9 protein-coding genes are annotated in these 13,680 nt (G+C 64.6%); 6 read left to right on the top strand and 3 right to left on the bottom strand.

Going from position 1 to position 13,680, the window contains the following annotated elements:
• Nucleotides 1-884: 884 nt before the first annotated feature.
• Together GF068_RS40010 and GF068_RS40005 are read right to left on the bottom strand one after the other, a co-directional pair.
• Nucleotides 885-2,465: a hypothetical protein gene (locus GF068_RS40010; protein WP_153824820.1), complete on the bottom strand. Its 1,581-nt coding sequence runs from the start codon at nt 2,463-2,465 to the stop codon at nt 885-887.
• A gap of 12 nt (nt 2,466-2,477) precedes the next feature.
• Nucleotides 2,478-3,698 carry a GTPase domain-containing protein gene (locus GF068_RS40005; RefSeq protein ID WP_153824819.1) on the bottom strand — a complete coding sequence of 407 codons (1,221 nt, stop codon included), beginning with the start codon at nt 3,696-3,698 and terminating at the stop codon, nt 2,478-2,480.
• Between the two features lie 157 nt (nt 3,699-3,855).
• On the opposite strand from GF068_RS40005, the gene GF068_RS40000 reads away from it, so the two are divergent.
• The 6 genes from GF068_RS40000 (at nt 3,856) to GF068_RS39975 (ending at nt 12,398) form a co-directional block, all read left to right on the top strand.
• Complete coding sequence (locus tag GF068_RS40000) at nt 3,856-5,424, top strand: serine/threonine-protein kinase (RefSeq protein WP_153824818.1); 1,569 nt, start codon at nt 3,856-3,858, stop codon at nt 5,422-5,424.
• 53 nt (nt 5,425-5,477) lie between these two features.
• On the top strand, nt 5,478-6,827 hold the full coding sequence (locus GF068_RS39995; RefSeq protein WP_153824817.1) for a protein kinase domain-containing protein: 1,350 nt from the start codon (nt 5,478-5,480) through the stop codon (nt 6,825-6,827).
• A 14-nt stretch (nt 6,828-6,841) separates the two neighbouring features.
• Nucleotides 6,842-9,265, top strand: a complete 2,424-nt coding sequence (locus GF068_RS46710) for a DUF2169 family type VI secretion system accessory protein (RefSeq protein ID WP_153824816.1) — start codon at nt 6,842-6,844, stop codon at nt 9,263-9,265.
• A 25-nt stretch (nt 9,266-9,290) separates the two neighbouring features.
• Nucleotides 9,291-9,887 (top strand): hypothetical protein, encoded by a 597-nt coding sequence (locus tag GF068_RS39985; protein ID WP_153824815.1) that lies wholly within the window; start codon nt 9,291-9,293, stop codon nt 9,885-9,887.
• 202 nt (nt 9,888-10,089) lie between these two features.
• A complete protein-coding gene (locus GF068_RS39980; protein WP_153824814.1) occupies nt 10,090-10,944 on the top strand; it encodes a hypothetical protein in 855 nt (284 codons plus the stop codon).
• Complete coding sequence (locus GF068_RS39975; protein WP_153824813.1) at nt 10,944-12,398, top strand: hypothetical protein; 1,455 nt, start codon at nt 10,944-10,946, stop codon at nt 12,396-12,398. The genes GF068_RS39980 and GF068_RS39975 overlap by 1 nt, the downstream gene beginning before the upstream one ends.
• Nucleotides 12,399-12,684: 286 nt before the next feature.
• On the opposite strand, the gene GF068_RS39970 is transcribed toward GF068_RS39975, so the two are convergent.
• On the bottom strand, nt 12,685-13,383 hold the full coding sequence (locus GF068_RS39970; protein ID WP_153824812.1) for a hypothetical protein: 699 nt from the start codon (nt 13,381-13,383) through the stop codon (nt 12,685-12,687).
• Nucleotides 13,384-13,680 lie beyond the last annotated feature (297 nt).

Here is a 13,680-nt window from a genome sequence, read left to right as displayed (position 1 = left end):
GGAACGAGTGCACGCTGGATGAGCGTATAGGTGCGGGGGAGTGCCACACACCATTGGTGGGCGCGGTATGCAGCGGTGGCTTCTGCGATGAAGCCGCAGGGTGCCAGAGTTGCCTGACGTGTACCGACGAGGCCTGCAAGCCGCGCTGTGACGGGACGGCATGCACCGCTGGCGACCAGTGCGAGAGCACTGTATGCGACGAAGCTGATAGCATATGCTGCGACGTCGAATGCCCCGGGCCGTGCAGATCTTGCAATCGGACCGGAACCGAGGGGGCCTGCACGCGCATGGCGAATGGGTTGCAGGTCACAGGCTGCGAAGACATCAAGGCATGTGGTGCCACGGGCGAGTGCGTCAATCTCGGCGGTAAGGGTGCGCTCGGCGCGAATTGCTTCGCAACGAGCGATTGTTCGAGCGGTGCTTGCCGCAAGCCCTACTGCCGCTCCGCCGCGGGCGAGCCCTGCGCCGACGACGTGGAGTGCCTCTCGAACTTGTGCGACCCCGCGACCAAGACCTGCAAGAGCTGCGGCCGCGCGGGTGGGCTGGCCTGCGCGATGGGAGCCACTTGCGAAGGTGGTTCCTGCAAGGCGCTCCTGGGGCAACCGTGTGATGCCAGCGCGGATTGTGCGGAGGGGACGTGCCAAGGCAAGCTGTGCAGTTTATCGATCGATGCTCCATGCACCGGGAACGCGCAATGCGGCAGCCGGAACTGCGTGGACAATCAATGCAAAGAATGCAGCTCCGACGCCGATTGCGTAGCCGGCACCAAGTGCAACCTGGACACTTTCGCCTGCCTGCTCCCGACCGGCTCCTACTGCGTCAGCGCCGGCCAATGCAACAGCAACAACTGCACCGGCTTCCCCCGCCGCTGCCAATGACCCTGCCTACGGTAACTTCAACGGCTTCTTGAACGGATCCTTCTTCTTCGTCCCCGTCGTCCCTGCCGGTGCCTTCACCGTCCCCGCCGCCGTCCCCGTCGCCTTGGGCGCACTCACCCCCACCGACTGCTCCTCCAAAATAACCGACGCATCCTGCCCGTTCACGCTCGCCGTCGCCGTCGCCGTCGGCGCAGCCGTCGCCTTCGCTGTCGGTACGGCAGTAGGCTCCGGCTTCCCCGTCCCCACCACCGGCACCACACTCCCCACGCCCCCCGGCTCCTCCACCGGCACCGTCGGCGCCGATCCAATCCACACCGCCGCAATCACCCCCATCACCGCAATGAACACCCCCACCCCGATCAACGTCGTGAACTGACTCCTCCGCTGCTTCTTCTTCAGCTCCGCCGCCAGATCCACCTGCGGCAACCCCAACCCCAACCCCGGCGCCGCCTCCGCCTTCTCCACCACCTGAACCAGCCCGCCGAGCCCCGCCGGCTCCTCCGCCGCTGGCACCTCCACCGGCTGCGCCCACGGCCGCGCTCCCTCCATCGGCCCCGGCCTCACCGAACCGATCCCATTACTCCCCGTCGCTGTCGCCGTCCCCGCCGCCGCGCCGTGCCCCGTCGTCACCCCATTCTGCTTCGCCTGCTGCTCCTGGACGAACCGCCAGTTCATCCGCAGGTCCGGCATCTGCGAGATCCGCACCTCGTGCGCATTGAACAATTGTGCCGCGATCTCCGCCGGATCCTCCGGCACCTGCTCCAGATACATCAGCACCACGTCCGCAGGCTCCGCCGTCGCCTCCCGCCGCGGCACGAAGCGCACCGTCAACCCTCCGACCACGTCCTGCTCGCGCCCATTGGAAATGGCCGTCCACTTGATGTCCGACTCCACGAGCACGTTCGCGATCCGCGCCATGCAATACGCCAGCGTCGGGAAATCCACCCGGTCCGGGTACACGATCACCACCCGCTTCGGCGGCGTCGAGTGCTCCACCGTCCACCGGAACGAAAGTCCACTCGGCCCCGGCTTGTGCAAATCCTCGAAATCCTCGAGGTACATCTTCAAGAGCGGCAACAGCGCATCCGGGTTCTGCGCGTGCTGCACGTACGTGTGATACCAGCCGCTCCCCTCCGCCTGCGACTCCTCGTCCGGCAAGAGCTTCTGGTAAAACTGCAAAGCCGTCCCGTAAATCGTCTCTCCGTCGAGGTGCCGGTCGATGATCGCCGCGGAATGGCAAAACGGCGGGTCTTGCCGCCCTGCGTGGTCCTTTGCGCCCTTGATTCGCAGGCCGAAGATGAACGCGAGGCCACCATGCCCCGCCTCGTATTGCGTGTCGTCGCGCGACAGGTTCCCGATCGCGAACGCGTACGCGCTCCCGTGCCGCGGCTCGATGTACTTCACGAGGCGCGAGAGGTGGCTGAAATGCTGGCGCGTCAGCGGCTCCTGCGGCACGTCGGGCCGGTAGATGAAGTCGATCTGATGCCCCGGCACGTTGCCGTGGAGGAAGTGGAACCAGGTCGCCCCGTAGGGCACCTTGTACGTCGGGACCTCGTATCCCGCAGTGACCACGTGCGTCTCGTCCATGTCCACCTCCGCTCAACCCCGCCGAGGAGGCGGCTGGCGATTCAGGAGCGGCGCCGTGGCCTCCATCGGGTTGAGGTCCTCGAGCGGCATCGTCGCCTTGACGTTCAGCTTCTGCCCGAACCCCGGCCGCGGGCCGAAGGGCGGCGCGACCGGCGGCTGCGGCGCAGGCGTGTGCTGCGGAGCCTGCCCGTAATGCTGCGGCGCCGGCATCTGCCCATGCCCGTTCGACGGCGGCAGCGCGTGCGGGATCTGCGGCGCCGGGAACGACGGCTGCGACTGCGACGTCGGCCCGTTCATCCCCGGCGTGATCGTCGACGCCCTCGACCGGAACTCACTCTTCATGCGCTGCAGGAGCTGGTTGTCGTACGCCGACTTCGGCAGGATCTGCTCGACGAAGTGCGAGAACAGGACGTGCGTCGAGTGCCCGTAACTCGCCGAGCCGACGAGCACCTTCACGTCGATCTGCGTCGCGTACTGCCGCAGGCTGTCGATGAGCGGCGCGTAGAGCGCCTTCGCCTGCGCCTCCGCCTGCGCGGGTGAGCCCGGGATGAGGTCGCTCTTGTTGATGAAGAGCACCACGCTCTTGCATGACGCCACCGTCTTCGGGCTGAAGAAGTACTTCAGCGCCTGCGGGTTGAACTCGTTGAGCTGCTCGCCGATGCGGTTCGTGTCGACCTGACGCGCGTCCTTGCCGCCGAGGTCGACCACCATCAAGAGCCCGTGGATCTCCTCGATGATGAGCTCCTGCTGCGCGTCCACGATGTGCTCGCCGCCCCAGTCGTGCACCTCGAACACGTGCTCGACGAGCGTGTCCTTGTTGCGCACGTGGCTCACGGTGCGCTCGTAGCGCTCGATCTTCGTCCCCTCGATCGTCCCGAGATCCACGAGCGGGTTCGACCACTTCAGCGTGAGCGAGCTCTTGCCCGTCGCCTTCATGCCGAGCGTCAGGATCCGGTAGACCTTGCGATCGATCTTCGGCCGCTTCTCGAGCTCGCCCTTGTGCCAGTTGAGCTCCTCTTCCATGTGGTCGAGCCAGCCGATCTTCTTCTGGTTCTCGGCGCCGAGCGTGGTGACCTGCGCCTGGAGCTCACGGTTCGCCGCGGCGAGCGACTGATGCTTCATCTCGGCCGCCTCGAGCTCCTCCGTGAGCTTCGAAGCGCGCATGCCGAGGACGATCAAAACGACGACCAGCGCCGTGATGATGATGCCGATGATGATGAAGACCGTCGTCATGCGCCCCTCGCGTCCGACATGGGTTTGGCTCGTGGCATCAGATCACGCAGACCAGGTAACGGGCAACAAATCTTACCACGAATCGTTACACGGCGCGCCTCGTACGCTACCATGCCCGGCATCGGCAGCATTGCCGACATGTCCGCCCTGACCAACGATGAAAGCTGGAAGCACGATCGGGAAGAAGTACCGCCTCGTCCGGTCCATCGGCTCGGGCTCGATGGGCACGGTCTGGGCCGCGGAGGAGCTCGGGACGCGCCGCGAGGTCGCCCTGAAGTTGCTCTCGAAGTCGACGCCGGAGCTGCGGCAGCGGTTCTTGCGCGAGGCGCGGCTCTCGGCTCGCCTGTCGCATCCGAACATCGTGCGCCTGCTCGACGCGGGCGAGACCGACGACGCCGAGCCGTACCTCGTGCTCGAGCTGCTCTCCGGCGAGTCGCTCGCCGACATGCTGAAGACCAAGCGGCGCATCGAGCCGAGGGTCGCCGCGCGGATCACCCGCGACATCGCGAACGCGCTCGAAGCGGCGCATCAGGCGAAGATCATGCACCGCGATCTGAAGCCCGCGAACGTCTTCCTGCACCGCGCGCCGGGCGCGGGAGAGGACGACTTCGTGGTGAAGGTGCTCGACTTCGGCGTCGCGAAGAGCCTCGGCCCCGCCGAGGAGACGCAGGCGACCGTGACGGGCATGGTGATCGGATCACCCGGATACATGAGCCCCGAGCAGGTCGGGCTTCGCGCCGACATCGATCATCGAACGGACCTCTGGTCGCTCGGGATCCTGCTCTACGAGCTGCTCGCGGGCGTTCGTCCCTTCACCGGGTCGCTGCAGGATGTGGTGCGCCAGGTGCTCGTCGCGCCCATCCCGCCGATCTCGGCGCGTGTGCGCGACGTGCCGCAGGAGCTCGAGGACGTCGTGATGCGGTGCCTCGAGAGAGAGCGCGACAAGCGTGTCGCGAGCGCCGCCGAGCTCGCCGCGTTGCTCACGCCGCTCGTGGAGTCGAGCCGGATCTGGAGGGCGCCGTCGAGCGCCGCGATCTCCGTCGCGCGGCCTTCACAATCGTCGTCTCCGCTGCTCGTCGCGTCCGACGCGACGCCGGATGGAACGGCGCTCTTGCAGAAGGACGCGCCCGTGCCCGACCCGCTGCCGCCGTGGAGGCGCGAGATGCAGGAGTCGCTCTCCGCGCATCGGCGCAGCTCGACGTTGACGGCGGGTATCCCCTTGCCTGCCGCGGAAGCAACAGCGCCGCCGATCGTGCGCGAGGAGCCCGCGACGACGAGCACGACCGTTCTTCGTCGCCGGCAGGGTCGGATGATCCGTCTTCTGTCGTTCGGACTCGGCGCGGCGGCGATGCTCGCCCTCGTCTTGCTCGTCCTCGTGATGCGACAGCCGGAGAGCGAGCGAGCGGTGGCCACCGAGGCACCTGCATCGTCGACGGCCCCGGACGCGTCGACCACGAAGCCGGCGATTCATTTTGAGCACAAACCATCTGCGGCGCCGACGACATCCCCGGCACCACCACCAACGCCGTCGTCGACGCTGACGGCTGCGCCAAGCGCTGCGCCTTCGTCCAACGTCGCGCCTCCGCCGTCGTCCTCTGCGCGGCCCGTGCCGCCTGCAAAGCCTTCGGCGACGTACACGCCGCTGCCGCCGTGCACGCTGACGCTCCGGGTCGGGTGCAGGAACGTGAACAAGTCCAAAAACCAGTTCTCTCCATCGGGCCTCTGAGCGAGCACGCGCAAGCGTCGACACGAAGCTGCGAGCGCGCTCCGTGTTTGACCATGCTACGAACTTGTCCTTTCCGAAAAAACACTGCTAGCGCCCTGTGCATGATCGCCGGGAGCCGACTCGGAGGCAGGTACCGCTTGTTACGCCCGCTCGGAGAGGGCGCGATGGGAGTCGTGTGGGAGGCCGAGCACATCGCGACATCGCGTCGCGTGGCGGTGAAGGTCCTCCGCGTGCCCTCCGAGAGCCACCGGCATCGCTTGCAGCGAGAGGCGCGCCTTTGCGGCGCCATCGCGCATCGCAACGTCGTCGAGGTGCACGACGCGGGCGAGACGGAGGCGTGCGAGCCCTACGTCGTGATGCAGCTCCTCCACGGCGAGACGCTCGCCGATCGGCTGCGCAGGGCGAGGCGCTTCAAAGAGGCGGAGGTCGCGCGGATCGGCCGCGACATCGCCCGCGCGCTCGCGGCGGCGCACGCGAAGAACGTCATTCACCGCGACATCAAGCCGTCGAACGTCTTCTTGCATCAAGAGCCCGGGACCGAGGAGTTCGTCGTCAAGGTGCTCGATTTCGGCGTGGCCAAGCTGCTCCACGCAAGCGACACGCTGGTGACCGAGCGCAATGGAATCGTCGGGACCCCTGCGTACATGAGCCCGGAGCAGCTCGCATCGCCGCACGACGTGGACGCGCGCACGGACGTTTGGTCGCTCGGCGTCGTGCTGTTCGAGATGCTGACGGGCGTGCGTCCGGTTTATCCACTCGAGCTGAAGGAGGGCCACGGCTTGCGACCGCGTCCGACGCCGCGCGTTTCGGATTACGTGATGAACGTGGACCCCGAGCTCGACGATCTGGTGGCGTACTGTCTGGAGCGTGATCGCGAGCAAAGAATCGCGAAGGCCGCGACGGTCGCCGATCGGCTCGATCTGTACCTGGCGCTGCGCGCGTGCACGGCGCGACGCTTGACGGACTCGATGTTGATGGTGGAGCCCGGGCGCTTGACGCGTCCCTGGGCGGCGCCGGAGCCACGGATCACGCAATCGTGGCACGGGAGCGACGGCTTTTCGTGGATCCCCGAGACGTTGCCCTCGCGGCCCGAAGGATCAACGGCGGCGGCGATGGTGCGAACGCAGGCGGCGTCGACGAGCGCGGCGGCGGTCGCGATGCGTCCGGGGTCGCAAGCGCTGAACGTGCTCGGCGGGCTGATGTCGCTGATCCTGGTGGCGGTGATCGTGGGGGATCGGATGCACGGACCGGCGCCGGCACCCGCAAAGGCGGAGCGGGGCATCGCGAGCGCGACGGCGGAGATCGCGGCGATGCCGCCGCCGAAGTGTATCGAGGAGCCCGCGCACGAGGACGAACCCGAGGAGCCTGAGAAGGCGCAGGGCACGAAGACGAAGAAGAGGTAGGATCGGGAGTCGCCATGGAACTCGTTTGTCTCTGTCCCCTTCGCGCGTCGACGTTCGCCTGGCAGGCCCATAACGGGGCGCATGCGTTGACGGTGGTTGTCAAGGCTACTTTCGTGGTAGCGCCGGGCCATTGCACGCTCGCGCCGGAGCAGAAGCCGGTGCACGAGGAGGATGGAAGCTGGGACGACGATCCTGCGCGGAGCGTGGTCACGCCGAGCGACAATGCGCCGTACAAGCCACGCGCGGACGTGATGCTCGTGGGGCACGCGTATGCGCCGGGGAAACAGCCGGTGCGATTGGTGATGACGCGGCTCGTCGTGGGGGAGCTCGATAAGTCGATCGAGGTGTGGTGTGATCGAGGGTTCCGGGTGCAGGACGGGCAACTGCTGGAAGGGCCGCGGTTCTTGAAGATGCCGCTCCGGTGGGAGCGAGCGGCGGGCGGGCCGGAGACGAACAACCCCGTGGGGATGAGGTTCGACGCGGCGCCGGATGCGTATGGAATGGTGCCGATCCCGAATTTGCAGCCGCCGGGGATGTTCGTGTCGAAGCGGTCGGATACGTATGCCCCGGTGTGTTATGGCCCGGTCGGAGGGGAGTGGCCGGGGCGGAAGCAGCGGCTCGGGCGTTTGGCGGGGACGTTTTCGCAGGCGGGGTGGGCGGAGCGGCCGCTGCCGGAGGGGCTGGATGCCGCATATTTCCAGGCGGCGCCGCCGGATCAGCAGGTGGCGGAGATCCGGCCGAACGAGCGGATCGTGCTGGAAGGGTTGCATCCGGAGCATGCGCGGGTGGTGACGAGTTTGCCGGGGGTGCGGCCGAGCGTGGTGGTGGATCGGGCGACGGGGGAGCGGGAAGAAGTGCAGCTCGTCGCGGATACATTGTGGATTGACACGGACCGCGGGTTGTGCTGCGTGGTTTGGCGGGGGAGGATCGGGCTACGGAGCGCGGAGGAGGCGGGGCGGATTGTGGTGAGGATGGAGGAGGCGGGGGCCTCGAGGGCGGAGGTCGCCGCGGAGGAGATCGAGGAAGATTTGCTGGAGACGATTCCGCCGACGGCGCTGACGGCAGGGGAGGGGGATGAGGGGGAGGATCTGGCGGCAATGACGCTGGTGCCAGCGTTCGGGGGGAAGGCGGCGGGGCCGGTGATGCCGTTTTGGGGAGGAGCGAAGCCGTCGGAGTCGGGGGGCGCGTCGTCGTCGCGTGGGGCGGGGGCGGGATTGCCGTTCGGGCAGCAGGCGAGTTTGGCGGCGCTGCGGGCGTTGGAGGCGGCGGCGCTGCCGGTGGCGGGGGATCAAACGTTGCTTCCGCCCATGGCGAGGAAGGCTGTGACGCCGGCCGCGAGCGCGCCGCCGATTGCGCCTCCCGCGTACGTGCCGCCTCCTCCGCCGGTGGCGGCTCCGCGCGCGACGGCGGAGAGCGTATGGAACGCGGGCGCTCCGGCCATGGCCGCGCCGTCCAGGGAGACGATTGGCTCGGCCGCGGCGGCTGCTGCGGCTGCTGCGGCGGCGATTGCGACGCCGAGCGTGGATCGAGCGAGCCAGGAGGGAGCGGTAGCCGCGTCGAATGCGGCGGCGGGTGCGGTGCCGTGGAGCGTGCCGAAGCGGGATTTGCGTCCGGCGATCGCGGAGAACGAGGTCGCGGGCGTCGAGCCGGCGCGGGAGATGTTGCAGCTTCTGTGGTACGACCCCGAGAGCATAGCGCGAATGCGGCGGGTGCCGGCGTGGAAGAAGGTATTCGAGGAGCTCGAGCGGAGCCCGCGCTCGCGAGAGATCGAGATCGTGGATGGAGCGCGCGAGCCGTGGGAGATCGAGGATCGGCAAGAGGTTTTTCAGGTCCTCGCCAAGGCGCCGCGGACCGACGGCAAGGGTGTGGAGGAGGCGCTGGAGGGCGCGATCGGGGAGGACGGGAAGTTTGTCCCGCCGATGGTGTTGCTGGCCGGGGAGATTGAGATGCCGTTCGACGAGCTGGAGGCGCTCAAGGCGGCGATGTCGACGGCGGCGCCGCTGGTGACGGCGGCGGATGAGGGGCTGAAGGCGGCGGTCGGGGTGGCGAAGGATTTCGTGCAGATGCCGGGGTTATCGGCGGCACCGGCGGTGTGCGAGGGGTTGACGACGCGGATAAGGGACGCGTTTTCGCGGGAGAAGAAGGGGTTGCCGGCGGATTATCTGGAGCAGCAGATGGAGAGGGTGCTGCTCGGGGGGAGGCATTACCAGAAGAGAGAGGTGTTCGGGGGGAGGTTCTTGCGGTGTTTGATTTGGTTGCCGGGGGAGAAGGCGGGGATCGTGGGGTATCTGCCGGAGGAGGTGGGGAAGAAGGTGCCGATGTGGAGGCGGTGGCGGGGGAGGATCGTGGGGGAAGTACATCCGCAGCAGGACCAATTCGAGGGGCGGGGGCGGGCACTCCGGGTGGTGGCGGTGGGTAGGTCCGGCGGGGTCGCATAGGTTCGTCGCCTACGAGGAGCGTGTCATGGGCAAAGGCGATCATGTCTTCAACAACGTCGTAGCCAAGTTGACCAAAGCCTTCGACGCCGGTCTCGCAGCCTGTTTTGGGAGCATCAAGAAGCCGCTACGCGGCGAGAGTGGCGAGCGATTGGCACGGGACGCGAACCTGCGCGACGCGTGGATGCGACGGCACATGCCGCGGACCTGGGCGGCGTTACACCATTTCAAGGATCATCCCGAGCTGGTGATTTTGCGCGAGAAGCTACAGACGACGACGTACGTGGGGGGCGACGTCAACACGAGGGCGTACTCGGAAGCGTGTGTGCAATTCGAGGAGGCGGTGAACCTTTTTTTCGAGAATCTCGCGCGGGGGCGGGCGCCGCTCGACGCAAACGTAATGTTACCGGACATCGCGGCGGTCCGGAGGGCATTTTTCCACATGACGCAGGTGGCGGAGGATCCTGGGGCGTTGGCGAGGCTGCTCGAGCATTGCAAGGACAATCCGCGCGAACGCAAGCAGGTCGATGCGGAGATCGAGCAGGTACGCGAGAGCATGCGCTGGGCGTGGGGAAGGTGCGAGTATTTGTTTCGGATGGTAACGCAGGAGATGGTTCAGGGGTGAAGGGGAGGCCCCCTGCGTCAAGACAACCGGATGCGGCCTTTCATGTTGGTGCAGGATACTGTTTCTGGTAGTCGAGCAAGAAGCTGCGCACTTCGTTGAACGGGTATCGTAGGTGGAGAGGAGAGGCTGACGGGGGAGTCTGTGGCGAGTTTGAGGACGGTCGCTGACCTGGGTGTTGCTTTCTCGGCTGTAGCGCCGGTGAATGGCTGACGATTCGCAGGCCACTGCCGTTCCGCGCCTAGCAACTCCTTTCCCGGCCATGAGCGCCTCGCGAGGGCAGCCGAACTGTACTATGTTAAAGATTTCACAAAATCAAATACAAGCTTTCGAAGCCAGCGCCCAGCGCAGCTTCGAGGAGGAGATGACCTCGCATATCAGAACCTTTGCGCCGCGACGGTGTCGCGAGATAGACGATGGGCAACTGCGCATGGCTGTCCGAGACGGGATCAATCGCGCCAGGGTGTACGAATTCACCAATAAGGGGCCGATACGACTCTTCTTGGAGACCATGCTGCTGTTCGGCGCTCACTTTGATACCGACCCGCAATACCCGGTTTTTGCATCGCAGCTCAGTGCGAGCACCGATCAGATGGTCCGCGCCGAACGCATCTACGACGAGATCGTAGCGTACCAGTCCGTCGTGCTGGGACAGGGCAGTAGGAATCTACGCGATGCGCTGGCCGCGCTCATCGATCTGGCGCGAAGCAGCGGGGCCCGTGTCGACGACTTTGACGCGAACATGCTGCAGGCGTTGGCGTCATCGTTCCCCAAGAAGGCTGCCTATGTCGGCCGGGAAAGACTACAGGGCCTGATCCGACGCGGAAGGGTGGAGGCGAGCGGTTACGGCCTCCATGGAGCGCGAGCGCAGACTATCCTGGTCACGGCGATGTTCGCGCTCGGTCACGGGATCTCGCGTGATTGGTTGTATCCCGCCGTGCAGCAGGCACTGGCGGACATGAGCGTCAGGGATACGAGCGCTCTCGCCGAGCGATTCGAATCCACGTTGCTGCTCCTGTTGGAGCGGACTTTGGCCGATATCTCGAAGGAAGCACAGTGATGAACTCCTTTACCACCTCCCCTACACCCCCCAGCACCGACGATGGCGCGATATCATCGATTGGTTCGATCGCCGCATGCCAGGTCCTGGCCCTCCGTGCCTACTTTGCAACCAAAGTCGTGACAGAGACGGACGGTACGACCACGGTTCGCCTGGACAGAATCTACACGCATGTTCTCGGACGAGTGGTTTATGTCGTCGTCGAGTGCACGTATGTCTGGCACGGCGCAAGTGTGACCATCAAGCTCAGAACAAATGACGAACGTCTCACTGGCGTTTCGCAGCAGGTGCTGCGAGTGACCGATGGAACCGCTGATGTCGAGAGTTTCACCGCACGGGTAGGGGAAACATCCGCGCTCAATGACAACACGGGAGCCTGCGCCTACAACAACTTGGTCGAATTCAACAACAAGGCGATTTTCAAGCTGACCCTTAGACCTCACGCGCGAGCCGAATTCGATGTCTGGGCAGAGCACATCCAAGACGCAGGGCGGAACCTGCCGTCGATCGGGATCGAGCTCTCTTGCGCATGGGAGAGCTTTTCTTTCACCAATGCGGTGGAGTTTCCGCTCACAATAGAAAACAAGAAGGTCTACGAAATCCACCACAGAGACAATACGTACAACTTTTTGCCGACGTATACAGACAGCGGGAGGACGGTGCGGAAGAAGATCTCCCACATCGAGAACGACTTCACAGATAGGGTGAAGTACTATTTTTTCAACAGGATCGATAATTGTCACGAGATCTGTGAGGTTCCGCAGACCAGCGTGAGGAGGCGGGCCAATGGTCAAACCGTTACTGGGACCGCGGTACCAGCGGGACATATAGAGTCACATGCCGCTCCGGGAGGTGATGCCGATACGAATTACTACTACAACCAGCCCGCCACCCCGCCGGACATGACAACCAAGGATCCGCGATGGCTATACTTTGGGATCGTTACAACAGGCAAACCCGGCACCACGTATGGCATCAAAAGGTACGACCTGGCAAGTCCAAATAATCCTCTTGACATGGTCGATTTGGTACAAATGCCGAACGACCTAAACTACGACGCGGAAACGGGCACAAACAGGGTGTGGGCTACGTTTGCCTACGAAAACACCGAAAGAAGATCCTGCAATCCAGGTTGTTTTGCCGGTTTCCTCGGTGCGCTGATCCAGCTCGGCAGGGGCGATATCGTGTGCACGGGAATGTGTTTCGACGATGCGACGAGCTACCCGAGTGTGACTCACCCGAATGGTGATAGTGCAGATACGCTCTACCTGACCACGCAGGCCGATGAGCAGCTAAAGGTCAATGCACTGCGAGATCATTATTTTGCAAGAATCCGTAGGGGGAGCAGCGGCTGGAAGGGGGGACTTCAACACACGGTGTATACCCCCTTTCACGAAGATCACCTACACGCTGAGGATTTTGACGTCGCTCGGGTCGTCGTACTGAATCCCTGAGACGGTGCTGAGCGAGGACTTATGGCTTGAGAGCGCTGGCTTTGACGAGGTAGTGGAGGCCAAGGGCGCGCGAAGCACGTGTTTCTTCAGTATCGGCGTCATGCCGCGCAGTGCGAACGCGAATGGGGAAGCGAGACGGGAACGGGATGCTGGGGATCCCGCTCGGGACGGGGGTCCGGCGAATGCGACCCTCCTGCCCGAGCACGTAGGGCAAACCGCATTTCCTCCTCCCCCGGCGCCTAGCTAGATTGACATACCGACGTGACTCGTCGGCGGTCTGCGCACTTCACTGCGTTTGCTCCGACAAGTCGTATGTCCAGAAATAGTGTACGTAATTCGGCTTCTTGGGCAAACGAACGATGTTGTATTTACGCTCGCCGCTCGCGACACCATTCTGATCCAGATGGAAAAAGTAAGTACCTCCAGCGGCGGCGTATGGGCCCTTGATCGTGCCGCTCAAGATGCCTTCGGCGATTTCGGCGCACTTCTTGAGCTTTGCGCACTCGCTGCAATTCAACTGCTCGGGACGATCGAGCTGGTTCCACCCCTGCGCTCGTGGCTCCGCCTGCTTGCTCGCGCGCTCGCGTTCGAGCTGCTTCATGCCTTTTGAATAAGACTCGTACTGGACCTGACCCCGGCTCGTGACGTGGGCGATGACTGTACCGATGTCGTCTTTCGCACCAAAGGAGGCCATCGTCGACTTGGGGTGCGTTTTGATGGCGGCTTTGCGGTTCAATATCGACCACCCCACCGCAGCGCGCTCGTCATCCGTTGGTGCGTCTGCTGCCTCGGCGTAGATGAGTCGCGTGAGGAGAACCGTGTCTTTGGGCTTGGCCTTGATGCTCGACACATCGCAGGAAAGCCCAAGCTGAAATCTCGCAAACTTGCGCTTACTTCCGACCTCGATGCGCGCTTTGATGGTCACCGTCGTGCTTGAGCCGTTGAACTGTGCGGTCAAAGGATCCAGCAACGAGCGTGCATTCACGACAGGACCCGTTGTCTGTTTCTTGCTGTTCCACTCCCATGATATCTTCTTTGAGACATCCACCCGCTTTCCACCCTTGTAGATTGCAGTCGCAATACCCTGAAGCAGCTCTATCGTCTGTCCGCAGGAGAGTCTCAACTCGATGCTCTGATCTTGTGGAGCCGCCGTTACGGAACGTGTCAACGCGAACGAGACAGCGCCGTCGTGAATTCTATGAGGGTGCGGCTACAACAGCGGCAGCTCGCGCCTCGCGTCGCGGCGTCTTCGCCGCGGCGTGAGGCGCACTCTGGTTTCTGG

Source organism: Polyangium spumosum (assembly GCF_009649845.1).
Taxonomy (GTDB): Bacteria; Myxococcota_A; Polyangia; order Polyangiales; family Polyangiaceae; genus Polyangium; species Polyangium spumosum.
This window is presented reverse-complemented; position numbering and strand designations above follow the sequence as displayed.